Genomic DNA, 24,829 nt, shown 5'->3' on the forward strand with positions numbered 1-24,829 from the left:
CGGGTGCGTCTGTCCCCGGCCTTCCTGCCCATGCTGCCCTGAGGCGCCTCCTGCCAGGGGTTACCCTACGCCCTGAATAGGGAAAGTCTTACGGCACAAGGCCTGCGGCCGTTTGTCGCAATCAGCCCGTTCGAGGGCTTGCGCAAGTTTGCTGAATGGGGAGAAATACCCCGAAAGCCCCTTCGCGCGCGGCTTACATTTGGCCCCCTATGCTGGGCCGCATTTTTCGCCTCAGTGCCGTTGGAGAGTTCGTGGGTTCCGGTAGTCACAGACATCAGCAGGGCGCCGGCCACGGCCACGCCGCTGCAGGACAGGGCAGCACTGGCGGGAAGCGCACGCAGGGTAGCCGCGCATGAGTGTGCAGACCGTCAACGCCGTGATCGATGCCGGCCGCCCGGTGCTGCCCGTCGAAAGCCCGATGGGCATGCCCGAACAGACCTTTACCCAAGGCCGCCTGCTGACGCCGCGCCAGCGCACCGCGCCGCGCATGATTGCGCTGCGTCGCTTCTACATCTTCGGCGGCACGGCGGCCATGACCGTGGCCGCCACCCACATGATGTGGAAGGTGCTGGCTACCAATGGCGTCACCGTATTGGAAGGCTGCCTGCTGGTGCTGTTCGTGGCGCTGTTCGCCTGGATCGCGCTGTCCTTTGCCGGTGCCCTGGCCGGGTTCCTCACCGCCGTGTTCGACCGTGGCTACAAGCTGGGCATCGACCCGGACCAGCCGCTGCCGCAGGTGCATACCCGCACCGCGCTGCTGATGCCGACCTACAACGAAGATCCGCGCCGCCTGCTGGCCGGCCTGCAGGCCATCTATGAGTCGGTGGCCGCTACCGGGCAACTGGAGCAGTTCGATTTCTTCGTGCTCAGCGATACCCGACGCGAGGACATCGGTGCGGCCGAGGAACAGGCGTTCGCCGAGCTGTGCGACGCGGTCGGTGGGCATGATCGCCTGTTCTACCGGCGCCGTGGCGACAACAGTGGGCGCAAGGCCGGCAACATCGCCGACTGGGTGCGCCGTTTTGGCGGCGGTTACCCGCAGATGCTGATCCTGGACGCCGACAGCCTGATGACCGGCGACACCATCGTGCGGCTGGTGGCAGGCATGGAGCACAACCCGGACGTGGGCCTGATCCAGACCCTGCCGGCGGTGATCGGTGGGCGTACCCTGTTCGCGCGCATGCAGCAGTTTGGCGGGCGCGTGTACGGCCCGGTGATCGGGCGCGGCGTGGCATGGTGGCACGGCGCGGAAAGCAACTACTGGGGCCATAACGCGGTGATCCGTACCGAGGCCTTTGCCGAGAACGCCGGCCTGCCGCCGTTGCCGGGCCGGCAGCCGTTTGGTGGCCACGTACTGAGCCACGATTTCGTCGAAGCGGCGTTGATGCGTCGCGGTGGCTGGGCCACCCACATGGTGCCCTACCTCAAGGGCAGCTATGAAGAAGGTCCGCCGACCCTGACCGACATGCTGGTGCGCGACCGCCGCTGGTGCCAGGGCAACCTGCAGCACGCCAAGGTGGTGGGTTCGCGTGGCCTGCACTGGGTCAGCCGCATGCACATGATGATCGGCATCGGCCATTACTTCACCGCGCCGATGTGGGCGATGCTGATGCTGATCGGCATTGCCATCCCGCTGTTCCAGGGCGGTATCGATTTCAACGAAGTGCTGCACATGTCGCCGGGCCTGTACTGGCGCCAGCAGGATGAAACCCAGGTGATCCGCATGTTCGCCATCACCATGGCGGTGCTGTTGCTGCCCAAGGTGCTGGGCTACATCGCGATGTTGATCGACCCGGCCGAGCGCCGCGGTTGCGGCGGGGGCATCCGCGCATTCGTGTCGATGCTGCTGGAAACCGTGCTGGCCGCGCTGATGGCGCCGGTGGTGATGTACGTGCAGTCGCGCGGCGTGGCCGAAGTGCTGGCCGGCAAGGATTCGGGCTGGGATGCACAGCAGCGCGATGACGGCGGCATTTCCTGGCCGGCGCTGATCAAGGGCTACGGTGGCCTGAGCGTGTTCGGGTTGTTCATGGGCATGCTGGCCTATGCGGTGTCGCCGGCGCTGGCCGCCTGGATGGCGCCGGTGGTGGTGGGCATGGTGCTGGCCATTCCGGTGGTCGCGTTGACTTCCGGGCGCCGCGCCGGCGACCTGCTGCACCGCCTGCGCCTGATGGAAATCCCGGAAGAGACCACCCCGCCGACCATCCTGCAGCGCGCCGCCGAACTGCGCCGTGCTGCTGCCCAACGCGCCGGCCACTGACATCTGGCCCCATAATGCGGCCAGAACGTACTGGAGCCGCACGATGTCGCAAGCGCTGGAAACCGTAGTCAACGAAACCGCCGCCAACCCGCAATGGTCCGTGCTCTGGCTGCACGGCCTGGGCGCGGATGGCCATGATTTCGCCCCGATCGTGCCCGAGCTGCTGCGTCCGCACTGGCCGGCGATCCGCTTCGTGTTTCCGCATGCCCCGATGCAGCCGATCACCATCAACAACGGCGTGCCCATGCGCGCCTGGTATGACATCGTCAGCATGGACTTCCGCTCGCGCGCCGATGCTTCCGGTGTGGATGCCTCGGTACGGGCGCTGGATGCCCTGATCGATGCGGAGGTCGCGCGCGGCATTCCGGTCGAGCGCATCCTGCTCGCCGGCTTCTCGCAGGGCGGGGCGATCATCCTCAGCGCCGCATTGCGCTCGACCCGGCCCATCGCCGGTCTGATCGCGCTGTCCACCTACCTGCCGGATCCGGAAGCGGCCATCAACGCCGCCATTGCCGATGGCGCGCGGCCGCCGGTGTTCATGGCCCATGGCGCGCAGGATCCGGTGATCCCGCAGGTGATCGCTGCCGACACCGCCCAGCGGCTCACGGCAGCCGGCTTCCCGCTGGAGTGGCATTCCTATTCCATGGCCCACCAGGTCTGCGCCGAAGAACTGCAGGCGCTGGGCGACTGGCTGGACGCACGCTTCGCCGCCGCCTGAGCCATGAACGACCCGCGCCAGCAGCTGTGGTTGCCCGAGCTGTGCCGCCTGCCGCGGCTGGGTGCGATGCTCGGGCTGGCAGAGCTGGTGGTGGTGGTGGTGGCGCTGTCGCCCGACGGCAGCCGGCAATGGAGCGTGGCGGATTTCCTGTCGGCCAGCGGCCTGGCGTTGTGGCTGGCATTGGCGGTCACGGTGAGTCTGTGCGCGGCGCGGGCGACCTTGTCGCGGCTCCCGGAAGCGTTGGGTTCGGCGCTGGCAGTAGCCATGGCCGCCCTGATCGCTGCTGCCTGCACGGGCATCGTGCACGCGCTGTATGCGGTGCTGGACGCGCGCGGTTTCGCCGGGGATGTCGGCTTCTGGCGGTTCACCCTGGGCTGCGCCACGGTCACCGCGCTGATCGTGGCACTGGCGTTGCGCTACTTCTACGTGAGCGATCGCTGGAGTGCGCAGACCGTGGCCAACGCACGCGCGCAGGCCGATGCGCTGCAGGCGCGGATCCGCCCGCATTTCCTGTTCAATAGCATGAATCTCATCGCCAGCCTGGTGCGGCGTGATCCGGAAGTGGCCGAGCGCGCGGTGCTGGATCTGTCCGACCTGTTCCGTGCCGCGCTGGGGGCGGGCGAGGGCGACTCCACCCTGCAGGCCGAGTGCGAACTGGCCGAAGCCTACCTGTCGATCGAATCGCTGCGGCTGGGGGAGCGCCTGCAGGTGGAATGGCAACGCGCAGACGGTTTGCCCTGGACCCTGCCGATGCCGCGCCTGGTGCTGCAGCCGCTGGTGGAAAATGCAGTGCTGCATGGCATCTCGCGGCTGCCGGCTGGCGGCACCATCGTCATTGCGCTGTCCTTCGAAGGGGCGCAGCTGCACATCCGCATCCAGAACCCCGCGCCCGATCCGGACGTGCGTGCGCTGCCGCTGATGCAGGGCGCCGGGCACGCGCAGCGCAACATCGCGCATCGCCTGGCCTGGCGGTTCGGCCCGGCTGCACGGATGACGGGGGCATGGAACGACGGCTACTATGCCTGCGACATCTTCGTGCCTGTTCAGTGAGGAAGCCTGCTTGAGAGTTGTCATCGCCGACGACGAGCCGCTCGCCCGCGAGCGCCTGCGCAGCCTGCTGGCCGAACAGCCCGGGGTCGAGGTGGTGGCCGAAGCCGAGAATGGCGAGCAGGCGCTGCATGCCTGCGCGGAGCTGCAGCCGGACCTGGTGCTGCTGGATATCGCCATGCCCGGGCTGGACGGCCTGGAAGCCGCCCGTCACCTGGCCACCTTCGATCCGCGCCCGGCGGTGGTGTTCTGCACCGCCTACGATGCGCACGCGCTGTCCGCATTCGAAGCGGCGGCCATCGATTACCTGATGAAGCCGGTACGCAGTGAACGACTGGTTGCCGCGCTGGAACGCGCACGGACTTTCCTGGCCGGCCGCAACGGGCAGCCCAGCGCGCCCAGCCAGCAGGCACGCACGCTGTTGTGCGCGCGCCTGCGCGGCAGCCTGCGGCTGATCCCGATCGACGACATCCACTACATGCAGGCCGAGGAAAAGTACGTGGTGGTGCACCATGCGCGCGGCGAGGACCTCATCGAGGAGTCGCTGAAGTCGCTGGAAGAGGAATTTGCCAGCCGTTTCGTGCGCATCCACCGCAACTGCCTGGTGGCCCGCCACGAACTGGTGGAGCTGCGACGAAATGGCGCAGGCCAGGTCCAGGCCGTGCTGCGCCATGGCAAGGCCCCGCTGGAGGTCAGCCGGCGCTGCGTGGCGAGCCTGAAGCAGGACCTCAAGCACCTGTAACCGGCGATAATGGGCGCATGACCAGCCTGCGCATCGCCACCCGAAAGAGCCCGCTTGCCCTGTGGCAGAGCGAACACGTTGCCGACCGCCTGCGCCAGGCCCACCCCGGCCTGGACGTGGTGCTGGTGCCGATGAGCACCCGCGGCGACGAGGTGCTGGACCGCTCGCTGGCCGCGATCGGCGGCAAGGGCCTGTTCCTGAAGGAGCTGGAGCTGGCCATGCTGCGGGGCGATGCGGACTGCGCCGTGCACTCGCTCAAGGACGTGCCGATGGAACTGGACGCACCGTTCGCGCTGCCGGCGATGCTGACCCGGCACGACCCGGCCGACGGGTTCATTTCCAACCTGTACGCCTCGGTGGACGCGCTGCCGATCGGCGCGCGCGTGGGCACCTCCTCGCTGCGCCGCCAGGCCCAGCTGCGCGCGCTGCGCCCGGACCTGGAACTGCTGGACCTGCGCGGCAACGTCAACACGCGCCTGGCCAAGCTCGACAACGGCGGCTACGACGCCATCGTGCTGGCCGTGGCGGGCCTGGAACGGCTGGGGCTGGGCGGGCGCATCGTGGCGCGGCTCGCTGCACCGGACTGGTTGCCGGCGCCGGCGCAGGGCGCGGTCACGGTGGAATGCAACGGCGACGATACGTGGGTGATGGCGCTGTTCGCCGCGCTCGACGATGCACGTACGCGCGCCTGCGTGGAAGCCGAGCGCGCCATGAACCGCGCGCTGCACGGCAGCTGCCACGTGCCGGTGGCCGGCTACGCGCAGTGGGAGGGCGACGATCTGTTCCTGCAGGGCCTGGTCGGCGGCGTGGCCGACGGGCGCCTGATCCGCGCCGAAGCGCGGGGCCCGGGCAATGACCCGGATGCGCTCGGAAAGTCGGTGGCCCAAGGCCTGCTGGACGGCGGTGCCGGCGAGTTGATCGCCGTCTGAGGCTGCGCGCGGTGTCCGGCCAACGGCCGGACCTACGAATTGCTACGGGCCCATTGGGATCGGGATGAACCAACCCCGGATCCCGGTTGTCCCCATTACTTGAATTTGTAGACCACGTTCATCGTGGTCAGGGTGTCGGTCTTGCGCTTGTCTTCGGCCACGTCGCTGTTGTAACGCGCCTGCCAGGCCGCCTTCAGGGCCAGGTGCTCGTTCATGCTCACCGACACGCCGAAATCGTTCTGGCCGAAGGTGTTGTACGAGCCCGATTCCACCAGCAGGGTGTTGATCAGGTCGGTATTGGGGGTCAGCGAATACTTCACGTCGAACAGCCCGCGGCCGATCAGGCCGGTACGGGTCTCGTCATCTTCGGTGTTGTGCGTGCGGCGCACACCGGGGCCGATCTGCGCATCCATGTAGAAACGGTCGCCTTCCACCAGCCGGGTGCCGTAACCCAGACCGAACGAACTCTGGCGGTCGTAGGTAGCGAAATCGTCGCGCTCATAACGCACCGTGGCAGTGATCTGGCGGTGCTCGCCGAGCTGCAGCGCGCTGCCGGCGCTGCCGGTGTAGCGGTTGGCGGTGGTGTTGCTGCGCTTGGTGACGGTGCCATCGTCGGCGGTTTCGGTGTATTCCGAACGCGAGCGCAGCCCGAACAGGTCCATGCTGTGCACCCAGTCGTCATCGGTATAGCGCAGGCGCAGGCGGCCGTTGGCGCTTTCGGTGTTGCTGTTGCCCCGTGCGGAGGCAAAGCCGAGTTCGCCGCCGCTGCCGCTCCACGGCGAGGTCATCGCGGCCAGGTCGGTGGTGTCCTGGGCAAAGGCGGCCGGGGCACTGAGCAGCAGGGAAGCAAGCAACGTCACGCGCAGGGACATCAACGATTCTCCGGATCAACAGGGGGGAGGAGCAACGCGTGATGATACTGGATGCCTTCACGCCGTTTTTCCTTTTCCCGCCCGTGCTTTAGGAGAGGTTTGGACTTGTCGCCTGTTCAGGGCACTGCGATCTGCAGTGTGGGGTCGTCGAAACGGCTGTAATCCACCGTGACCTTGAAGGCTTTGCCCTGGGTCTGGCCCTGGCGTTCGATCCGCACCGGAAGGCCGGCCGTGTTGATCCAGTACAGCATGCCGTCAGGTGCGGCGCTGGCATGGCGCACGCGGTAGCGGCGGGCGGGCTGCCCATCCACGCGCTCCTCGCCCAGTGCTTCAACCTGCAGTTCGGCGGCGGTGGCGTCAGCCGGCAACGGGCTGCGCCATTGCGCCAGCAGGCCCGGCGGCACCGGCACTTGGCGGACTTCGCCGGCGCGCTGCAGGAAGAACGTGTCGCCGATGATGGTCTGCACGCCCTCGTCGGTCTGCAGGCGGTAGCGGTCAGGCGCCACGAATTCCATGCGGGCGTCCAGCGTGCGCGGCCCCTGCATGTGCAGGCTGGCGTGGAAGCTGCGCAGCTGCCCGAAGCGCTGGCTGGCGGCCAGTACCGCCTGCGCGGGATCGCTGGCGACCGGTACCGGCGGCGTGGCGGCTGCAGGAGCGGCGGGCGCAGGTGCCTGCCCGCAGGCAGACAGCAGCAGGGACAGCACGGCAACGGCAGGCAGCAGGCGCATGGCGGGGTTCGGGCGGGCAGGGGGCCCCACGATAGCCGAAGTTCGGATCCGGGCCGCCACAACGGCGGCGACTCGGACATAATCGGGTCATGGACCGATATGAACGCATCAACGCCCTGCATCGTCTGCTGAAGTCCGCCCGCTATCCGGTCACGGTGGCGACCCTGCAGGAAAAACTGGCGTGTTCGCGCGCCACCGTCTATCGCGACCTGGCCTTCCTGCGCGATGCGCTGATGGCACCGGTCGAGGGCGATGGCGAGGCCGGCTTCCGCTACCAGGACAACGAGAGCGAGCGGTTCGAGCTGCCCGGCCTGTGGCTCAGCTCCGAAGAACTGCACGCCCTGCTGGCCTCCCAGCACCTGCTGGCGCGTACCGGCGGTGGCGTGTTGTCGTCGGTGCTGGCGCCGCTGCAGCAGCGCATCGAAGGGTTGCTGGCCGCGCAGGCCGGCGTGTCGACCTGGCCGGTGGACCGGGTGCGGGTCATTCCGCACCGCGGCCGCAAGTTCGATGAAGCCAGCTTCCGCGCCGTGGCGTCGGCCGTGCTGGAGCGCAGGCAGCTGGCGTTCGAGTACCGGGCCCGTTCCACCGACGAGGCGACCAAGCGCACCGTGTCGCCGCAGCGCATGACCCACTATCGCGACAACTGGTACCTGGACGCCTGGGACCACGGCCGCGAGGGCCTGCGCAGCTTCGCCGTGGACCGCATCTACAAGGCCCGCGTGGTCGACACGGTTGCGCGCGACGTGGACGACACCGAGCTGGACGAGCAGTTGGGTGCCAGCTACGGCATCTTCTCCGGCCCGCCCAAGGGCTGGGCCACCATCGTCTTCAGTGCCAAGGCCGCGCGCTGGGTGGCCGACGAGCATTGGCATTCCAAGCAGCAGGGCCGGTTCCTGGCCGACGGCCGCTACGAGCTCAAGGTGCCCTACAGCGTTTCGCGTGAGCTGCTGATGGACGTGCTGCACTACGGTTCGGACGCGGAAATCATCGAGCCGACCGTGCTGCGCGAGCAGGCCAAGGCGCTGCTGATGATGGCGCTGAGCAATTACGAATAACGGTCATGCCCCCCGGTCATATGGCCGGGATACCCGGCTGGCCGGGGCTTGCGGTATGGTTGGCTGCTACGCAGCCCCCCCGGATTCCGTCCCCATGAAAAAGACCCTGTTGCTCCCGTTGCTGGCCGCCACGCTGGCCCTGGCCGCCTGCGGCAAGCCCGCCGCCGATTCCAGCAAGCTGGTCGTTGCGGCCACTGCGGTGCCGCACGCCGAGATCCTGGCGGTGGTCAAGCCGATCCTGCAGAAGGAAGGCCTGGAGCTGGACGTAAAGGTCTTCAACGACTACGTGCAGCCCAACGACCAGCTGGTGCAGAAGCAGGTGGACGTGAACTACTTCCAGACCGAACCCTACCTGGACGCCTACAACCGCGACCGCAAGACCGACCTGACCAAGGTGATCGGCGTGCACATCGAGCCGTTCGGCGCCTACTCGCGCCGCTTCAAGTCGCTGGCCGATCTGCCGGTGGGGGCCGACGTGGTGATTCCCAACGACCCGAGCAACAACAGCCGTGCGCTGATCCTGCTGCACAAGGCCGGCGTGATCACGCTCAAGGACCCGACCAACGCACTGGCCACCCAGCGCGACATCATTGCCAACCCGAAGCAGCTCAAGTTCCGCGAACTGGATTCGGCGATGCTGCCGCGTGTGCTCGACCAGGTGGACCTGGCCCTGATCAACACCAACTACGCGCTGGATGCGGGCCTCAACCCGACCCAGGACGCGCTCGCGATTGAGAGCAGGGATTCGCCGTACGTGAACTTCCTGGTCGCCCGCCCGGACAACAAGGACGACCCGCGCGTGCAGCAGCTGGCCAAGGCGCTGACCAGCCCGGAAGTAAAGGCTTTCATCGCCGAGAAATACAAAGGTGCGGTGCTGCCGGCGTTCTGATCGGGGAAGAGCCGACCAACGGTCGGCTCCTACCGCGGGGGGCGGAAGCCCATCGTTGCCTCCACCGCTTGTACCCATCCGGCGTACAGCGTCTCGCGTTCGGCCGCCGCCATCTGCGGCACGAACCGGCGATCCACCGCCCACTGCTCGGCAATCTCCGCGCGGCTGCTCCAGAACCCGGTGGCCAGGCCGGCCAGGTAGGCCGCGCCCAGCGCGGTTGTCTCGGCCACCTGCGGGCGCAGCACGGGCACCCCCAGCAGGTCGCTCTGGAACTGCGCCATGAAGTCATTGGCGATCGCGCCCCCATCGGCGCGCAGTTCCTTCAGTTCAATGCCCGCATCGGCCTGCATCGCGGCCAGCACGTCGCGGGTCTGGTACGCCATTGATTCCACCGCCGCGCGGATGAAGTGTTCCTTGGTGGTGCCCCGACTCAGGCCGAACACCGCCCCGCGCACATCGCTGCGCCAGTACGGCGCGCCCAGGCCGACGAAGGCCGGCACCATGTACACCCCACCGTTGTCGGCCGCGCGTTCGGCATAGGCCTGGCAGTCGCTGGACTTGCCGAACATGCGCAGCCCGTCGCGCAGCCACTGCACCACCGAGCCGGCCACGAAGATCGAGCCTTCCAGGGCGTACTCCACCTGCCCATCGATGCCCCAGGCCAGCGTGGTGAGCAGGCCGTTGCTGGAGGCCACCGCGCGGGTGCCGGTATGCATCAGCATGAAACAGCCGGTGCCATAGGTGTTTTTGACCATGCCAGGTTCGAAACAGGCCTGGCCGAACAGCGCGGCCTGCTGGTCGCCAGCGATGCCGGCAATTGGAATGTGCTGGTCGAAGAAGAACTGCGAACGCGTGGTGCCATACACCTCGCTGGAGCTGCGCACTTCGGGCAGCATCGCGCGCGGGATGTCCAGCAGCGCCAGCAACGCATCATCCCAGGCAAGGGTGTGGATGTTGAACAGCAGCGTGCGGGCCGCGTTGCTGTAGTCGGTGACGTGCACCGCGCCGCCGGTGAGGTTCCACACCAGCCAGCTGTCGATGGTGCCGAACAGCAGCTCGCCGCGCTCGGCGCGGGCCTGCGCGCCGTCCACGTGGTCAAGGATCCAGCGGATCTTGGTCGCCGAAAAGTAGGCATCCACCAGCAGCCCGGTGCGTGCGCGGATCAGCGGCTCGTGGCCTTCTGCCTTGAGGCGTTCGCAGATGTCGTTGCTCTGTCGGGACTGCCAGACGATCGCATTGTGGATGGGCTGGCCGGTGGCCTTGTCCCAGACCACCGTCGTTTCGCGCTGGTTGGTGATGCCGATCGCCGCGATCTGGCGCGGATCGATCTGCTCGCGGTTGAGCAGCTCGGTCAGGGTGGTATAGACACTGGTCAGGATCTCGCGCGGATCGTGTTCAACCCAGCCCGGCTGCGGGAAGATCTGCCCGAACTCGCGCTGCGCCACCCCGGCGACGTGTCCGGCGCGGTCGAACAGCATTGCGCGCGAGCTGGTGGTGCCCTGGTCGATGGCGAGTACGTAGCGTTTGTCCATGGGGGATCCTGGGGTACGGCCGGCACGATGCACTGGCGATGGTAACGCTACGCGATTGCCGCCATGGCAGATCGTACAGCTCGACGGCCCATTCCCGCGATCAAGGTAGTCCACTTCACGCGCATACAGCCCCGCGCCGAAATGCGACCGGTAAAAAGGGCAATGCCAGAAACGACAACGGGCCCGCGAGGGGCCCGTTGCATTGCTACGTGTAGCGGAAGCGCTTAGAAGCGCGCGCCGATACCGAAGCCCACCGTCCACGGATCCAGCTTGGCTTCGTCGCCCGTGCTGCGGCCGTTGACGGTCAGGTCCGGGCGCGAATGCATGTAGCGGGCATCGGCGCGGGCGAACCAGGTGCTGTTGATGTTCATGTCCACGCCGACGGTGCCGATGGCGCCCTTGGCGGTTTCCAGCCCGATATGGCCGACGTCGCTGGCCAGCTTCTCGTTGCTGAAGTTCGACTCGTAGTAGCCCACGCCCACGAACGGGCGGAACACGTTGTCGGCCTGGCCGAAGTGGTACTGGCCGCTCAGCGCGATCGGCTGCTGCTCAACCGTGCCCAGCTGGCCATTGGCGCCGCGCACGCGGTGGTCGAACTTGTCAGCTGCGCCCCACAGTTCCACGGCCCAGTTGTCGTTGATGTAGTAGCTGAAGCTCAGCGTCGGCGCCGGGCCGCCATCGACCTTGTCGATGCCTTCCAGCGGATCATTCTTCGGCTGCAGCAGTGCAACGCCGCCGACAACGGCGAAATGCTTGCCCGACGCGGTGTCGGTGGTGCTGTCCTGCGCGAAGGCGGCAGGTGCGAAGGCAAGGGCAGTCAGGGTAGCCAGGGTCAGGGTGCGGATGGAGCGCATGGGGGAATCTCCTCAGGTATTTTTTTGTTCTTGGGCCCCCGTTGCATCGGGGCGAGGCAAACGTAGTCCCCGCAACATGAATCGAATCCGACGCACGTTAAAATTTAGTTTGTTCTGTTCAGCCAGCAGCGCGAAATCGTTGCGCTGGCGCGCGATCATGCAATGCGCGACATTCATGCATCTGGAGACACTGTGACGAATCCAACGCTGTGCATCGGCCTGCCTGCGCAGGTTTCGGCAGGTTGCCGCGTGCTGGTGCTGGGATCGATGCCGGGCGTGGCATCGCTGCATGCAGCGAAGTATTACGCGCATCCGCGCAACCGATTCTGGCCGTTGATGTCGGCGCTGACCGGGATCAACGCGGGTCTTGCCTACGTTGATCGCCTGCAGGCGTTGCAATTGGCGGGCGTAGGGCTGTGGGATGTGATCGGGCAGTGCGAGCGGCGTGGCAGCCTGGACGCGGCGATCGTGCGCGGCAGCGAAGTGCCCAACGCCGTGGCCGATCTGGTTGGCCAATTGCCGGCCCTCGCGGCGGTCGCCTGCAATGGCGCCACTGCACACGCGGCCTTCGTGCGTTACATCCTGCCGGTGCTGGGCGACCGTGCGGCGTCCCTGGCGGTGTGGTCGCTGCCCTCGACCAGTCCGGCGAATGCGGCATGGCCGCTGCCGCGCCTGCAGGTGGCGTGGCAGCCCGTCGCCGATGTCCTGGCCGGCTGAGCCGGACCGTAGCGGGACAATACGGTACCGACTGGAACACCGGCCGCAGCAGCGCCCATCCCTGCTGCAACACGCTGTCCCGGGACAGAGCGGGTGAAAATTGCCCAAGCTGGTTGGCGCTGACGCCTCATGCCCCCACAATAGGCGATTCCCTACACCAGATTGCCGGAGTTATCCCCATGGCCGAAATCAAGGAAGCACTTGTCCCCGATATCGGTGACTACAGCGATATCCCGGTAATCGAGGTGCTTGTCGCCGTTGGTGACACCGTCAAGAAGGACCAGGGGCTGGTCACGCTCGAGTCGGACAAGGCCACGATGGAAGTGCCGTCCTCGGTCGCCGGCGTGGTCAAGGAAATCAAGGTCAAGGTCGGCGACAACCTGTCCGAGGGCAAGGTCGTGGCCCTGATCGAAGTGGCTGACGCAGCCGCAGCGCCTGCCCCGGCGGCTGCGCCGGCACCCGCTGCCGCCCCGGCCAAGGCTGCTGCTGCCGCCCCGGCCCCGGCCACCCAGAGCGCGCCCGCCGCTGCACCGGCTGCTGCCGGCGGTGGCCCGGTGGAAGCGCTGGTGCCGGACATCGGCGATTACACCGACATCCCGGTGATCGAAGTGCTGGTCGCCGTCGGCGATACCGTCAAGAAAGACCAGGGCCTGGTCACGCTCGAGTCGGACAAGGCCACGATGGAAGTGCCGTCGTCGGTTGCCGGCGTGGTCAAGGAAATCAAGGTCAAGGTCGGCGACACCCTGTCGCAGGGCAAGGTTGTCGCCATCATCGAAGCCGAGGGCGCCGCCGCCCCGGCGCCGAGCCAGGCCGCCGCTGCCGCCGCCCCGGCCGCTGCCGAAACCGGCACCAAGGTGGAACCGGTCGCCGTGCCGGCCCAGCCGGACAAGCTGGCGGCGCGCGAAATCGCCAGCGCCCCCTCGGCCGGTGCCCCGAGCAGCCCGCCGGTGCAGTTCAACGCCGACAGCGTGCTGCCGTCCAAGGTGCCCTATGCCACCCCGGCGGTGCGCGTGTTCGCCCGCGAGCTGGGCGTGGACCTCAACCAGCTGACCGGCACCGAAAAGGGCGGCCGCATCACCAAGGCCGACGTGCAGAAATTCGTCAAGTCGGCGCTGACCGGCGGTGGCGCCGCCGCTGCCGGTGGCACGGTCGCTGCGGGTGGTGGGCTCAACCTGCTGCCGTGGCCGAAGGTCGATTTCAGCAAGTTCGGTGAAGTCGAGACCCAGCCGCTGTCGCGCATCAAGAAGATCTCCGGCGCCAACCTGGCGCGCAACTGGGCCATGATCCCGCACGTCACCCAGTTCGAGCAGGCCGACATCACCGACCTGGAAGGCCTGCGCGTGGCGCTGAACAAGGAAAACGAGAAGGCCGGCATCAAGCTGACCATGCTCGCCTTCCTGATCAAGGCCAGCGCCGCGGCGCTGAAGCAGTTCCCGGAATTCAACGCATCGCTGGATGCGGCCGGTGAAAACCTGACGCTGAAGAAGTACTTCAACATCGGCTTCGCTGCTGACACCCCGAACGGCCTGGTCGTTCCGGTGATCCGCGACGTGGACAAGAAGGGCGTGGTGCAGATCGCCCAGGAAACCGGCGAGCTGGCCAAAAAGGCGCGCGACGGCAAGCTGGGCCCGGCCGACATGAGTGGCGGCTGCTTCTCGATCAGCTCGCTGGGCGGCATCGGCGGCACCGCCTTCACCCCGATCGTCAATGCACCGGAAGTCGCCATCCTGGGCGTGTCCAAGTCCTCGATCCAGCCGGTCTGGAACGGCAAGGAATTCGCTCCGAAGCTGATGCTGCCGCTGTCGCTGAGCTACGACCACCGTGTCATCGACGGTGCGCTGGCCGCGCGCTTCACCACGTACCTGTCGCAGGTGCTGGCCGACATGCGGCGCGTGCTGCTGTGAGGCAGCGCCTGGCGGGCGTTGCGGTGACGTTGGCCGCGTTGGTCGTTGCGCCCGGCGCGTCCGCCGCGTGCACGACCGATATCGGCCGCGGCTGGCCGCCGGCGGTGGGCAACTACGGCCAGGCCGTGGAAACCCTGTTCAACGGCAAGGCACAGCCCGCGCTGGCGCTGACCATCCTGCCCAAGGGCGGGGTGGAAACCGGCGTGGCGCTGCTGCCCGGCAGCCAGGACCAGGCGTGGACCCTGCGCTACAGCGAGGCCGACAAGCGCGTGTACAACTGGAACAACAGTGCACGCGGTGGTGGCGTGGAGCTGCGCGTGGACCAGGAACCGGACCAGTACCAGGTCGCCATCCCCGCCGCGCTGGCCCAGCGCCTGCTGCGCAGCTGGCAGGCCGCGCTGGATTCGGGTGTGCCGGCAGGGCGCAAGGCGCCGGTGACCGACGGTGAGGTGCTGTCCTTCCAGGTGGCTGGCGAGCGCTACAGCGGTCCGCGCTGGGAGTGCGGCGCCGGCAAACTGATGATGAAACAGGTGGCGCTGCTGATCGAAGCCAGCGACACCAAGGAAAAGAAGCTCGACCGTCGCTGGCAGGATCTGGACGAGTCGCTCGACGAACTGCAGCAACTGCTCGCCGGCAACGCCGGCTGAGACCCAGGAGAAGACGAATGGCCGCTATTGAAATCAAGGTTCCCGACATCGGCGATTACAGCGCGGTGCCGGTGATCGAACTGCTGGTCGCCGTGGGCGACACGGTGAAGAAGGACCAGGGCCTGGTCACGCTGGAATCGGACAAGGCCACCCTGGAAGTGCCGTCTTCGGCTGCCGGCGTGGTGAAGGAAATCAAGGTCAAGCTCGGCGATACGCTGTCCGAAGGCGATGTGGTGGTGGTGCTGGACGCCGAAGGCGCCGCTGCCGCCCCGGCCGCGTCTGCGGCGGAAGCGCCCAAGGCCGCCGCCCCGGCCAGCAAGCCGCCGGTGACCCCGTCGCACCGCGCGCCGGCCGAACCGGCCGCGCCGCAGCCGGCGCTGTCGTCGGGCAAGCCGGCCGACATCGAATGCCAGATGGTGGTGCTGGGTGCGGGTCCGGGCGGTTACACCGCCGCGTTCCGCTCGGCCGACCTGGGCGTGGACACCGTGCTGATCGAACGCTACGCCAGCCTGGGCGGCGTGTGCCTCAACGTGGGCTGCATTCCGTCCAAGGCGCTGTTGCACGCCGCTGCGGTGATCGACGAAGTGGCCCACGCGGGCGATTTCGGCGTGGAATTCAGCGCGCCGAAGATCACCCTGGACAAGCTGCGCGGCTACAAGGAAAAGGTGGTCACCCAGCTCACCAAGGGCCTGTCGGGCATGGCCAAGCAGCGCAAGGTGCGTACCGTGCAGGGCGTGGCGACCTTCGTCTCGGCCAATGAGCTGGAGATCGTCGGCGACGACGGCACGACCCAGCTGCTGCGCTTCCAGCAGTGCATCATCGCCGCCGGTTCGCAGGCGGTGAAGCTGCCGAACTTCCCGTGGGACGACCCGCGCGTGATGGATTCCACCGACGCGCTGGAACTGGCCGACATTCCCGGCTCGCTGCTGGTGGTCGGTGGCGGCATCATCGGCCTGGAAATGGCGACCGTGTACGCGGCGCTGGGCAGCAAGGTGACCGTGGTGGAGTTCATGGACCAGCTGATGCCTGGTGCCGACAAGGACCTGGTCAAGCCGTTGGCCGACCGCCTGAAGAAGCAGGGCGTCGAGGTCCACCTCAAGACCAAGGCCTCCGGCGTGAACGCGGACAAGAAGGGCATCACCGTGACCTTCGAAGCCGCTGCCGAAGGCGAGAAGCCGGGGCTGGAGCAGGGCACCTTCGACCGCGTGCTGGTGGCCGTGGGGCGCTCGCCGAACGGGAAGAAGATCGGCGCGGAGAAGGCCGGGGTGGGCGTCACCGAGCGTGGCTTCATTCCGGTGGACCGTCAGATGCGCACCAATGTGCCGCACATCTTTGCCATCGGCGATATCGTCGGCAACCCGATGCTGGCCCACAAGGCCACGCACGAGGGCAAGCTGGCCGCTGAAGTGGCCTCGGGCGAGAAAAAGGAGTGGGTGGCGCGGGTGATTCCGTCGGTGGCCTACACCAACCCGGAAATCGCCTGGGTTGGCGTGACCGAAACCGAAGCCAAGGCGCAGGGCCTGAAGGTTGGCGTAGCGAAGTTCCCGTGGGCGGCCAGTGGCCGTGCCATCGGCATCGGCCGCACCGAGGGCTTCACCAAGCTGATCTTCGATGAGGAAACCCACCGCATCATCGGCGGCGCGATCGTCGGCGTGCACGCCGGTGACCTGCTGGCCGAGATCGGCCTGGCCATCGAGATGGGCGCCGAAGCCGAAGACATCGGGCACACCATCCACGCCCACCCGACGCTGAGCGAATCGGTGGCGATGGCCGCGGAAATCTACGACGGCACCATCACCGATCTGTACATCCCGAAAAAGAAATAAAAGGAACCCGGCGAAAGCCGGGTTTCTTTTATTTCGGTAGCTCACGACCGTTGGTCGTGAGACCGGTTCAAACAAAAAACCCGGCATTCGCCGGGTTTTTCGTGCGGTAACACACCAACCAACGGTTGGATCAGAACGAAACGCTGATGCCGGCCACCGGGCCCTTGAACTCCTGCTTCAGGCCGATGGTGCCGTCGCTGCCGGTCTGGTCGACGTCGAGGCGGAACCAGTCGTAGCCGGCGAAGATGCCGAAATTGTCGGTGAACCTGTAATCCACGATCACGTTGGCGCGGGTCAGGTCGCCATCGTAGTCATCGAAGTTGCCCCAGTCGGTGTTGAGGTACTGGCCCTGCGCGGTGATCATCCACTTCTCGGACGGGGTGATGGTGAAGCGCGCACCGACCACCGGCGCAACGCCGTCGGCCTTCTCGTCCAGGAACTCGCCCTGGTACACGGTGCCCAGGTCGGCGTAGGCCTTGGTGCTCACCTTGGCGTACTCCGCACCCAGCTGCAGGCCGAGGTCGAACTTCTCGGTGTCCACCACCGAGTAGTCGTACACGAGGCTGGCCACCTGGTACTTCAGCTCGCCCTTGACGAAGCTGCCGGCCGGCACGGTTTCGCCGCCGAAGCTGATGCCGTCGTTGAGGGTTTCGCGGCGGTCCTTGTCGTACTTGAAGTAGTTGAAGATCAGGCGCTGGCGGTCGCTGATGCGGAACAGGCCGTCAATGCGCGGCTCCCATTCCTTGCCGCCCAGGCCGAAGTCCTCGGAGAAGCCCACATCCTGGCCGAGCACCGTGGTGTTGCCCCGGATCGTGTTGTCCGAGTCGATGTTCATCGCACCCAGGCGCAGGGCGAAGCGGTCATCGCCTTCGGCCGCGCTCGCGGACGTGGCGTGGGTGAGGGCGGCCATGGCCAGCGGCAGGGCGAGCAGGGGAAGCAGGCGCATCGTTCTATCCTTGGAGGGATTCAGTGAAGTGGAATCACTCTGCCCAGCGCCGCGTCCACCATTCGTGAACGTATGGTGGAGATTGTGTGTACCGTTCATGCACCCCGGGTGACCGTCGGTGTCCGCGCGTGGCCGCCACGGGCACTGCACAACGTTGTAGCGGATGCGGCCTCCCGGGAAAAAGGCGGCCCCGGAGAGAGCTCGGGGCCGCCCGGTACCGGCCTGCTTCAGGGGCGTCGACGAGGATCGAATTGGCAGGCCCACTTCTCTGACCAGCCCCCACGACCAAAGTTCAATATGGTGCGACGCGACATGAATTGGGGCGGGCAGTGGCGGGATCGGACGCCCTCCCGGGCCAAAATCTGTGGCGATGCAGCAACTTGCGTTGTCAGGGATGAACAGGCGCAGGTTGTCTCGCAAATTGTCCCGTTGCTATAATTTGGCGGCTCGACGGGGCACAGGCAGTTCCAGCCCCGGTCACCCCTCCCACAACCATGCAGGACATACGTGTGCTGAACTCCGTTGACGCGGGTCGGCGACTGATGCTGCGCGCAGCGGTGTACCCGCTGGCTGCAGTGGCTGTCCTGGCCCTGGTGCTCCTGCTGCTGGCAGGCCCGAAGTACGCGCTTGGCGCGCTGGCATCGGGCATCGCGGTATCGGCGGGCGGCTGGGTCGCGGCGCGGATGGCGCTGGGGGGCGGGGTGCAGGCGGCAGGTTCAGCGATGTCGCGGCTGATCCTGGCGGTGGTGGCAAAGTGGGCGCTCGTATTCGGTGTCCTGGCGGTGGGTTTCGTGGTCTTCAAGCTGCCTGCATTGGCGCTGCTGGCCGGAATCGCCGTCGGACTGATGTTCCAGGTCCTGGCTCTGGCCAGGCGCTGATCCAATTTATTTAACTCAAGGTTCCGGACACATGGCAGGCGAGGCGCTTACACCCACCTCCTACATCCAACATCACCTGCACAACCTGACGTTCCACATGCAGGAAGGTGGTTTCTGGGCAATTCACGTCGACACCATTGTGACTTCGGTCCTGATGGGTTTGTTGATGGTGTTTGGCTTCTGGATGGCCACCCGCAAGGCCACCGCCGGCGTACCGGGCAAGTGGCAGGCGTTCGTTGAAATCTGCCTGGAGTTCGTTGACCGCCAGGCCAAGGACACCTACCACGGCACCAGCAAGCTGGTGACCCCGATCGCGATCACGATCTTCTTCTGGATCCTCCTGATGAACCTCATCAAGATGATCCCGGCCGACTTCATCGCCCTGCCGCTTGAAGCGCTGGGCATTCCGTACTGGAAGCCGGTCCCGACCGCCGACGTCAATGCCACCCTGGGCATGTCGATCAGCGTGTTCTTCCTGATGCTTTTCTTCGCGCTGCGCGCCAAGGGCCTGGGTGGTTTCACCAAGGAATTCCTGACCGCACCGTTCGGCAAGTGGATGATGCCGTTCAACCTGATCCTCAACATCGTCGAGTGGCTGAGCAAGCCGATCTCGCTGGCGATGCGACTGTTCGGCAACATGTTCGGCGGCGAAATCGTGTTCCTGCTGATCTGGGTGCTGGGCAGTGCCGGCATCATGGGCGCCATCGCAGGCGGCGCCTTCGGCCTCGGCTGGATGCTGTTCCACCTGCTGGTGATTCCGCTGCAGGCCTTCATTTTCATGATGTTGTCCATCGTGTACCTGAGCCTGTCGGAAGACGCTCACTGAGTTTCCGCTTCACCCTTCATCCGTTTCATTACCCTTAGCTACTTAAGTTTCCGGAGATAACCCATGTACTTTGCCGTCCTGACCAACCTCGCCCAAGTCCAGAGCTCCACCGTCCTCGCCGTCGGCATCATGATCGGCCTGGCCGCGCTGGGTGCCGGTCTCGGTCTGGCCATCATGGCCGGTAAGTTCCTGGAATCGGCTGCCCGCCAGCCGGAACTGATCCCGGTGCTGCAGGTCCGCATGTTCATCACCGCCGGCCTGATCGACGCCGCGTTCATCATCTCGGTCGCCGTCGGCCTGCTGCTGGCCTTCGCCAACCCGACCATCGCTGAGTTCGTGACCCGCCTGCCGCCGGTTGCCGGCTGATCCAGCGAAAGCGAAACGATCAGGCGCCTTGAGCGCCTGATCGCGGATGAAGGAACGGATGCGCCGCTCCTGCGGCGCCTCCACCCCATCACCCCAGATTGAGCGAACCCCATGGAAATCGGTTTTACCCTCGTTGCCCAGGCACTGGCGTTCGCCGGTCTGATCTGGATCATCGCGACCAAGATCTGGCCGCCGCTGATGAACGCCATCGAAGAGCGCCAGCAGAAGATCGCTGAAGGGCTCGCTGCTGCCGACCGCAGCCAGAAGGATCTGGCCCAGGCGCAGGAAAAGGTCAACGAAGCACTGAAGGATGCGCGCACCAAGGCCAACGAGATCATCGACCAGGCCCATGCCCGCGCCAACCAGATCGTTGATGCTGCCAAGAATGAAGCCATCGTCGAAGCGAACCGCCAGAAAGAACTGGCCCACGCCGAGATCGAACTGGCCGCCAACCGTGCCCGCGAGGATCTGCGCAAGCAGGTGTCCGTGCTGGCCGTGACCGGTGCCGAAAAGCTGCTCAAGCGCGAAATCGACGCCAACGCCCACAAGGCGCTGCTCGACGAGCTGGCCTCGGAGATCTGATCGATGAGCCAGGCCCTCACGCTTGCACGCCCGTATGCCCGCGCCGCGTTCGCGACCGCGCGCGACGAAGGCACGTTCGCGCCGTGGTCGGACGCGCTTGCGTTCTCCGCCCATGTAGCCGCCGATCCGCGCGTGTCGGCCCTGCTGTCGAACCCGGAGCTGGGCCGTGACGATGCCGTCGCGTTGCTGGCCCCGGAAACGGCAGGCGAGTCGTTCGGTCGCTTCCTGGCCATCCTGGCCGAAGCGCACCGGCTGCCGCTGCTGCCGGAAATCGCAGGCATGTACGACCAGCTCCGCGCTGAAGCCGAACACGTGGTGAAAGCCACGGTGACCTCGGCCGCCGAGCTGTCCACCGCTGAGCTGGACGCCATCAAGGCCGCGCTGCGCAAGCGCTTCGGCCAAGAGGTCGACGTCACCACCGCCATCGATGCGTCGCTGATCGGCGGTGCGGTGATCGACGCTGGCGACGTGGTGATCGATGGCTCGCTCAAGGGCAAGCTGTCGCGCCTGCAGACCGCGCTCGCTAACTGAATTCATTTAACGTCCGGCGTGATCGCCGGCACTAGGACTTGACGATGGCAACCACGCTCAACCCCTCCGAAATCAGCGAACTGATCAAGAACCGCATCGAGAAGGTCAAGCTGGCCGCGGAATCGCGCAACGAAGGCACCGTGACCAGCGTGTCCGACGGCATCGTGCGCATCTTCGGCCTGGCCGACGTGATGCAGGGCGAAATGATCGAACTGCCGAACAACACCTTCGCCCTGGCCCTGAACCTGGAGCGCGACTCGGTCGGCGCCGTGGTCCTGGGTGGCTATGAGCACCTGCGCGAAGGCGACGTGGCCAAGACCACCGGCCGCATCCTGGAAGTGCCGGTCGGTCCGGAGCTGCTGGGCCGCGTGGTCAACGCGCTCGGCGAGCCGATCGACGGCAAGGGCCCGATCGCTGCCCAGGCCACCGCACCGGTGGAGCGCGTTGCCCCGGGCGTGATCTGGCGCAAGTCGGTCGACCAGCCGGTGCAGACCGGTTACAAGTCCGTCGACTCCATGATCCCGATCGGCCGCGGCCAGCGCGAGCTGGTCATCGGTGACCGCCAGACCGGCAAGACCGCCCTGGCCATCGATGCGGTGATCAACCAGAAGGACACCGGCATCAAGTGCGTGTACGTCGCGATCGGCCAGAAAGCCTCGACCGTGGCCAACATCGTGCGCAAGCTGGAAGAGAACGGCGCCCTGGCCCACACCGTGGTCGTGGCCGCCACCGCGTCCGAATCGGCTGCCATGCAGTACATCAGCGCCTACTCGGGCTGCACCATGGGTGAGTACTTCATGGACCGCGGCCAGGATGCCCTGATCGTGTACGACGACCTGTCCAAGCAGGCCGTGGCCTACCGCCAGATCTCGCTGCTGCTGAAGCGCCCGCCGGGCCGTGAAGCCTACCCGGGTGACGTGTTCTACCTGCACTCGCGCCTGCTCGAGCGCGCAGCCCGCGTCTCGGAAGAGTACGTGGAGAAGTTCACCAACGGTGCCGTGAAGGGCCAGACCGGTTCGCTCACCGCGCTGCCGATCATCGAAACCCAGGCCGGCGACGTTTCCGCGTTCGTGCCGACCAACGTGATCTCGATCACCGACGGCCAGATCTTCCTGGAAACCGACCTGTTCAACTCGGGCATCCGCCCGGCCGTGAACGCCGGTATCTCGGTGTCGCGCGTCGGTGGTGCGGCCCAGACCAAGATCATCAAGAAGCTGTCGGGCGGCATCCGCATCTCGCTGGCCCAGTACCGTGAGCTGGCGGCGTTCGCGCAGTTCGCCTCGGACCTGGACGAAGCCACCCGCAAGCAGCTTGAGCGCGGTCAGCGCGTGACCGAGCTGATGAAGCAGAAGCAGTACGCCCCGATGTCGATCGCCAACCAGGCGCTGTCGATCTACGCCGTCAACGAGGGTTACCTCGACGACGTGCCGGTCAACAAGCTGCTGGCCTTCGAAGAAGGCCTGCACGCCCACTTCGCCAACACCCAGGGCGAACTGGTCGGCAAGGTCAACGCCACCGGCGGTTGGGACAACGACATCGAAGCGGCCTTCAAGAAGGGCATCTCCGAGTTCAAGACCACCGGCAGCTGGTAAGCCGCTTCGTGGGGCGGGGAGTGTTTCCCCGCTGCGCAAACGACAAAGCGGGGCATGGCCCCGCTCTACGGGAATAAGAGATGGCAAGCGGACGCGAAATCAAAACCAAGATCAAGAGCGTGCAGAACACCCGCAAGGTGACCCGCGCGCTTGAAATGGTCTCGGCCTCCAAAATCCGCAAGGCGCAGGAGCGGATGAAGACGTCGCGTCCGTATGCGCAGGCGATGAAGCAGGTGATCGGCCACCTGGCCCAGGCCAGCACCGATTACCAGCATCCGTTCCTGGTCCAGCGCGACGAAGTGAAGCGCGTGGGCTACATCGTGGTCTCTTCCGACCGCGGCCTGGCCGGCGGCCTGAACAACAACCTGTTCCGCAAGATGCTCGGCGACGTGCGCGAGTGGCAGGACAAGGGCGCCGAGATCGACCTGGTGACCATCGGCCAGAAGGCATCCACCTTCTTCCGCCGCGTCAAGGTCAACATGGTCGGCAGCGTCACCCACATGGGCGACGTGCCGCACCTGGAACAGCTGATCGGTGTCATCAAGGTCATGCTCGATGCCTTCACCGAGGGCAAGGTCGACCGTGTGTACCTGGTCTACAACCGCTTCATCAACACGATGACGCAGAAGGCCAGCTTCGACCAGCTGCTGCCGTTGCCGGCCGCCGAGAAGCAGGTTGCACACCACGACTGGGATTACCTGTACGAACCCGACGCCGCGACCGTGCTGGAGCACGTGATGACGCGTTACGTCGAATCGCTGGTGTACCAGGCAGTGCTGGAAAACGTCGCGTCCGAGCATGCAGCCCGCATGGTCGCGATGAAGTCGGCCAGTGACAACGCCAACAAGCTGATCGGAACCCTGCAGCTGGTCTACAACAAGGCCCGCCAGGCAGCGATCACCCAGGAAATTTCGGAAATCGTCGGCGGCGCGGCAGCAGTCTGACGCGCGCAGTCAAAGCATTTAAATTAGAGGATGCAGCAATGAGTCAGGGCAAGATCGTTCAGATCATCGGCGCCGTCGTCGACGTGGAATTCCCCCGCGAGTCGGTGCCGAAGGTGTACCACGCGCTGAAGGTGGACAACACCGAAATCACGCTGGAAGTGCAGCAGCAGCTCGGCGACGGCGTGGTCCGTTGCATCGCGCTGGGCTCCACCGACGGCCTGAAGCGCAACCTGGTGGCCACCAACACCGAACGCGCCATCTCGGTGCCGGTCGGTGCAGGCACCCTGGGCCGCATCATGGACGTGCTGGGCCGTCCGATCGACGAAGCCGGTCCGGTGACCGCCAGCGACAGCTGGGAAATCCACCGTGAAGCGCCGTCGTACGAAGACCAGTCGCCGGCCACCGAGCTGCTGGAAACCGGCATCAAGGTCATCGACCTGATGTGCCCGTTCGCCAAGGGCGGCAAGGTCGGCCTGTTCGGCGGCGCCGGCGTCGGCAAGACCGTCAACATGATGGAGCTGATCAACAACATCGCCAAGGCGCACAGCGGCCTGTCCGTGTTCGCCGGCGTGGGCGAGCGTACCCGTGAGGGCAACGACTTCTACCACGAGATGAAGGACTCCAACGTCCTGGACAAGGTCGCGATGGTGTACGGCCAGATGAACGAGCCGCCGGGCAACCGCCTGCGCGTCGCGCTGACCGGCCTGACCATGGCCGAATACTTCCGCGACGAGAAGGACGAAAACGGCAAGGGCAAGGACGTGCTGCTGTTCGTCGACAACATCTACCGCTACACCCTGGCCGGTACCGAAGTGTCGGCACTGCTGGGCCGCATGCCGTCGGCCGTGGGTTACCAGCCGACCCTGGCCGAGGAAATGGGCGTGCTGCAGGAGCGCATCACCTCGACCAAGAACGGCTCGATCACCTCGATCCAGGCCGTCTACGTGCCGGCCGATGACTTGACCGACCCGTCCCCGGCGACCACCTTCGCCCACCTGGATTCGACCGTGACCCTGTCGCGTTCGATCGCCTCGCTGGGTATCTACCCGGCGGTGGATCCGCTGGATTCGACCAGCCGCCAGATGGACCCGCTGGTCATCGGCCACGAACATTACGACACCGCCCAGCGCGTCCAGCAGACCCTGCAGAAGTACAAGGAACTGAAGGACATCATCGCCATCCTGGGCATGGACGAACTGTCCGAAGAAGACAAGCAGGCCGTGTCGCGCGCCCGCAAGATCGAGCGCTTCTTCAGCCAGCCGTTCCATGTGGCAGAAGTGTTCACCGGCTCGCCGGGCAAGTACGTGTCGCTGAAGGACACCATCCGCGGCTTCAAGGCCATCGTCGACGGCGAATACGACCACCTGCCGGAGCAGGCGTTCTACATGGTCGGCAGCATCGAAGAAGCGGTCGAGAAAGCCAAGAAGATGGCTGAGAAGGCCTGATC

Annotated in this window: 24 protein-coding genes; 19 read left to right on the plus strand and 5 right to left on the minus strand. The window is 66.1% G+C overall.

Translation table 11 applies throughout. The features are described from left to right. Positions 1-352 precede the first annotated feature (352 nt). Genes mdoH through hemC form a run of 5 tightly spaced genes read left to right on the plus strand, consistent with a single transcriptional unit; the run spans position 353 to position 5,693 of the window. The gene (gene mdoH, locus SOM39_RS07090; protein ID WP_320457917.1) at positions 353-2,257 is read left to right on the plus strand and encodes a glucans biosynthesis glucosyltransferase MdoH; all 1,905 of its coding nucleotides are present in this window, start codon (positions 353-355) and stop codon (positions 2,255-2,257) included. A 43-nt stretch (positions 2,258-2,300) separates the two neighbouring features. Further along, positions 2,301-2,975 carry an alpha/beta hydrolase gene (locus tag SOM39_RS07095; protein WP_320457918.1) on the plus strand — a complete coding sequence of 225 codons (675 nt, stop codon included), beginning with the start codon at positions 2,301-2,303 and terminating at the stop codon, positions 2,973-2,975. Positions 2,976-2,978: 3 nt separating this feature from the next. Next, the gene (locus tag SOM39_RS07100; protein WP_068854117.1) at positions 2,979-4,025 is read left to right on the plus strand and encodes a sensor histidine kinase; all 1,047 of its coding nucleotides are present in this window, start codon (positions 2,979-2,981) and stop codon (positions 4,023-4,025) included. After that, positions 3,994-4,764 carry a LytR/AlgR family response regulator transcription factor gene (locus SOM39_RS07105; RefSeq protein WP_176472593.1) on the plus strand — a complete coding sequence of 257 codons (771 nt, stop codon included), beginning with the start codon at positions 3,994-3,996 and terminating at the stop codon, positions 4,762-4,764. Before SOM39_RS07100 ends, SOM39_RS07105 begins: the two co-directional genes overlap by 32 nt. Before the next feature lie 17 nt (positions 4,765-4,781). Next, positions 4,782-5,693, plus strand: a complete 912-nt coding sequence (hemC, locus tag SOM39_RS07110; protein WP_320457919.1) for a hydroxymethylbilane synthase — start codon at positions 4,782-4,784, stop codon at positions 5,691-5,693. A gap of 95 nt (positions 5,694-5,788) precedes the next feature. On the opposite strand, the gene SOM39_RS07115 is transcribed toward hemC, so the two are convergent. Together SOM39_RS07115 and SOM39_RS07120 are read right to left on the minus strand one after the other, a co-directional pair. After that, positions 5,789-6,565, minus strand: a complete 777-nt coding sequence (locus SOM39_RS07115; protein ID WP_068854114.1) for a DUF481 domain-containing protein — start codon at positions 6,563-6,565, stop codon at positions 5,789-5,791. Between the two features lie 116 nt (positions 6,566-6,681). Continuing rightward, entirely contained in the window at positions 6,682-7,293 is a 612-nt protein-coding gene (locus SOM39_RS07120; RefSeq protein ID WP_210131108.1) for a LolA family protein, read from the minus strand. An 89-nt stretch (positions 7,294-7,382) separates the two neighbouring features. Between SOM39_RS07120 and SOM39_RS07125 the strand changes: the two genes are divergently transcribed. After that, complete coding sequence (locus SOM39_RS07125; protein WP_068854112.1) at positions 7,383-8,348, plus strand: helix-turn-helix transcriptional regulator; 966 nt, start codon at positions 7,383-7,385, stop codon at positions 8,346-8,348. Between the two features lie 94 nt (positions 8,349-8,442). Then, positions 8,443-9,237, plus strand: coding sequence for a MetQ/NlpA family ABC transporter substrate-binding protein (locus SOM39_RS07130; RefSeq protein ID WP_320457920.1), 795 nt, complete (start codon positions 8,443-8,445; stop codon positions 9,235-9,237). Between the two features lie 29 nt (positions 9,238-9,266). On the opposite strand, the gene glpK is transcribed toward SOM39_RS07130, so the two are convergent. Both glpK and SOM39_RS07140 read right to left on the minus strand, forming a co-directional pair. Beyond that, complete coding sequence (glpK, locus tag SOM39_RS07135; RefSeq protein WP_320457921.1) at positions 9,267-10,769, minus strand: glycerol kinase GlpK; 1,503 nt, start codon at positions 10,767-10,769, stop codon at positions 9,267-9,269. A 224-nt stretch (positions 10,770-10,993) separates the two neighbouring features. Next, a complete protein-coding gene (locus tag SOM39_RS07140) occupies positions 10,994-11,623 on the minus strand; it encodes an OmpW/AlkL family protein (RefSeq protein ID WP_068854109.1) in 630 nt (209 codons plus the stop codon). Positions 11,624-11,815: 192 nt separating this feature from the next. Between SOM39_RS07140 and SOM39_RS07145 the strand changes: the two genes are divergently transcribed. The 4 genes from SOM39_RS07145 (at position 11,816) to lpdA (ending at position 16,717) form a co-directional block, all read left to right on the plus strand. Next, positions 11,816-12,340 carry a DNA-deoxyinosine glycosylase gene (locus tag SOM39_RS07145; RefSeq protein WP_210131106.1) on the plus strand — a complete coding sequence of 175 codons (525 nt, stop codon included), beginning with the start codon at positions 11,816-11,818 and terminating at the stop codon, positions 12,338-12,340. Between the two features lie 179 nt (positions 12,341-12,519). Beyond that, positions 12,520-14,244, plus strand: a complete 1,725-nt coding sequence (aceF, locus tag SOM39_RS07150; protein WP_320457922.1) for a dihydrolipoyllysine-residue acetyltransferase — start codon at positions 12,520-12,522, stop codon at positions 14,242-14,244. 8 nt (positions 14,245-14,252) lie between these two features. Further along, positions 14,253-14,891 carry a hypothetical protein gene (locus tag SOM39_RS07155; protein ID WP_414715863.1) on the plus strand — a complete coding sequence of 213 codons (639 nt, stop codon included), beginning with the start codon at positions 14,253-14,255 and terminating at the stop codon, positions 14,889-14,891. A 17-nt stretch (positions 14,892-14,908) separates the two neighbouring features. Beyond that, a complete protein-coding gene (gene lpdA, locus SOM39_RS07160) occupies positions 14,909-16,717 on the plus strand; it encodes a dihydrolipoyl dehydrogenase (RefSeq protein ID WP_307106057.1) in 1,809 nt (602 codons plus the stop codon). Positions 16,718-16,847: 130 nt separating this feature from the next. Here the strand turns inward: lpdA and SOM39_RS07165 are convergent, their stop codons facing one another. Beyond that, positions 16,848-17,663, minus strand: coding sequence for a hypothetical protein (locus SOM39_RS07165; protein ID WP_068854105.1), 816 nt, complete (start codon positions 17,661-17,663; stop codon positions 16,848-16,850). A gap of 509 nt (positions 17,664-18,172) precedes the next feature. On the opposite strand from SOM39_RS07165, the gene SOM39_RS07170 reads away from it, so the two are divergent. From SOM39_RS07170 to atpD, 8 genes are all read left to right on the plus strand, one after another. Next, complete coding sequence (locus SOM39_RS07170) at positions 18,173-18,541, plus strand: hypothetical protein (RefSeq protein ID WP_176472592.1); 369 nt, start codon at positions 18,173-18,175, stop codon at positions 18,539-18,541. A 31-nt stretch (positions 18,542-18,572) separates the two neighbouring features. Next, complete coding sequence (gene atpB / locus SOM39_RS07175; protein ID WP_068854103.1) at positions 18,573-19,367, plus strand: F0F1 ATP synthase subunit A; 795 nt, start codon at positions 18,573-18,575, stop codon at positions 19,365-19,367. A gap of 63 nt (positions 19,368-19,430) precedes the next feature. Continuing rightward, the gene (atpE, locus tag SOM39_RS07180; RefSeq protein WP_068854102.1) at positions 19,431-19,733 is read left to right on the plus strand and encodes a F0F1 ATP synthase subunit C; all 303 of its coding nucleotides are present in this window, start codon (positions 19,431-19,433) and stop codon (positions 19,731-19,733) included. Between the two features lie 111 nt (positions 19,734-19,844). After that, entirely contained in the window at positions 19,845-20,315 is a 471-nt protein-coding gene (locus SOM39_RS07185; RefSeq protein ID WP_068854101.1) for a F0F1 ATP synthase subunit B, read from the plus strand. 3 nt (positions 20,316-20,318) lie between these two features. Next, positions 20,319-20,846 carry a F0F1 ATP synthase subunit delta gene (locus tag SOM39_RS07190; protein ID WP_068854100.1) on the plus strand — a complete coding sequence of 176 codons (528 nt, stop codon included), beginning with the start codon at positions 20,319-20,321 and terminating at the stop codon, positions 20,844-20,846. Between the two features lie 44 nt (positions 20,847-20,890). Further along, complete coding sequence (atpA, locus tag SOM39_RS07195; RefSeq protein ID WP_068854099.1) at positions 20,891-22,438, plus strand: F0F1 ATP synthase subunit alpha; 1,548 nt, start codon at positions 20,891-20,893, stop codon at positions 22,436-22,438. 80 nt (positions 22,439-22,518) lie between these two features. Next, the gene (gene atpG / locus SOM39_RS07200; RefSeq protein WP_068854098.1) at positions 22,519-23,382 is read left to right on the plus strand and encodes a F0F1 ATP synthase subunit gamma; all 864 of its coding nucleotides are present in this window, start codon (positions 22,519-22,521) and stop codon (positions 23,380-23,382) included. A 38-nt stretch (positions 23,383-23,420) separates the two neighbouring features. Next, on the plus strand, positions 23,421-24,827 hold the full coding sequence (atpD, locus tag SOM39_RS07205) for a F0F1 ATP synthase subunit beta (protein ID WP_068854097.1): 1,407 nt from the start codon (positions 23,421-23,423) through the stop codon (positions 24,825-24,827). The last annotated feature ends 2 nt before the right edge of the window (positions 24,828-24,829 follow it).

Origin of the sequence: Stenotrophomonas sp. CFBP8994, from assembly GCF_034044835.1 — a bacterium.
In the GTDB taxonomy this organism is placed as follows: Bacteria; Pseudomonadota; Gammaproteobacteria; order Xanthomonadales; family Xanthomonadaceae; genus Stenotrophomonas; species Stenotrophomonas rhizophila_A.

Bases quoted from the DNA above. Each gene is read 5' to 3' on its own strand.
- SOM39_RS07095 (WP_320457918.1), top strand. From the start codon at position 2,301: ATGTCGCAAGCGCTGGAAACCGTAGTCAACGAAACCGCCGCCAACCCG.
- SOM39_RS07140 (WP_068854109.1), bottom strand. From the start codon at position 11,623: ATGCGCTCCATCCGCACCCTGACCCTGGCTACCCTGACTGCCCTTGCC.
- glpK (WP_320457921.1), bottom strand. From the start codon at position 10,769: ATGGACAAACGCTACGTACTCGCCATCGACCAGGGCACCACCAGCTCG.
- atpE (WP_068854102.1), top strand. From the start codon at position 19,431: ATGTACTTTGCCGTCCTGACCAACCTCGCCCAAGTCCAGAGCTCCACC.
- atpB (WP_068854103.1), top strand. From the start codon at position 18,573: ATGGCAGGCGAGGCGCTTACACCCACCTCCTACATCCAACATCACCTG.
- SOM39_RS07100 (WP_068854117.1), top strand. From the start codon at position 2,979: ATGAACGACCCGCGCCAGCAGCTGTGGTTGCCCGAGCTGTGCCGCCTG.
- atpD (WP_068854097.1), top strand. From the start codon at position 23,421: ATGAGTCAGGGCAAGATCGTTCAGATCATCGGCGCCGTCGTCGACGTG.
- SOM39_RS07190 (WP_068854100.1), top strand. From the start codon at position 20,319: ATGAGCCAGGCCCTCACGCTTGCACGCCCGTATGCCCGCGCCGCGTTC.
- SOM39_RS07115 (WP_068854114.1), bottom strand. From the start codon at position 6,565: ATGTCCCTGCGCGTGACGTTGCTTGCTTCCCTGCTGCTCAGTGCCCCG.
- SOM39_RS07125 (WP_068854112.1), top strand. From the start codon at position 7,383: ATGGACCGATATGAACGCATCAACGCCCTGCATCGTCTGCTGAAGTCC.
- atpG (WP_068854098.1), top strand. From the start codon at position 22,519: ATGGCAAGCGGACGCGAAATCAAAACCAAGATCAAGAGCGTGCAGAAC.
- SOM39_RS07130 (WP_320457920.1), top strand. From the start codon at position 8,443: ATGAAAAAGACCCTGTTGCTCCCGTTGCTGGCCGCCACGCTGGCCCTG.
- SOM39_RS07165 (WP_068854105.1), bottom strand. From the start codon at position 17,663: ATGCGCCTGCTTCCCCTGCTCGCCCTGCCGCTGGCCATGGCCGCCCTC.
- hemC (WP_320457919.1), top strand. From the start codon at position 4,782: ATGACCAGCCTGCGCATCGCCACCCGAAAGAGCCCGCTTGCCCTGTGG.
- SOM39_RS07105 (WP_176472593.1), top strand. From the start codon at position 3,994: ATGCCTGCGACATCTTCGTGCCTGTTCAGTGAGGAAGCCTGCTTGAGA.
- aceF (WP_320457922.1), top strand. From the start codon at position 12,520: ATGGCCGAAATCAAGGAAGCACTTGTCCCCGATATCGGTGACTACAGC.
- atpA (WP_068854099.1), top strand. From the start codon at position 20,891: ATGGCAACCACGCTCAACCCCTCCGAAATCAGCGAACTGATCAAGAAC.
- lpdA (WP_307106057.1), top strand. From the start codon at position 14,909: ATGGCCGCTATTGAAATCAAGGTTCCCGACATCGGCGATTACAGCGCG.
- mdoH (WP_320457917.1), top strand. From the start codon at position 353: ATGAGTGTGCAGACCGTCAACGCCGTGATCGATGCCGGCCGCCCGGTG.
- SOM39_RS07120 (WP_210131108.1), bottom strand. From the start codon at position 7,293: ATGCGCCTGCTGCCTGCCGTTGCCGTGCTGTCCCTGCTGCTGTCTGCC.
- SOM39_RS07185 (WP_068854101.1), top strand. From the start codon at position 19,845: ATGGAAATCGGTTTTACCCTCGTTGCCCAGGCACTGGCGTTCGCCGGT.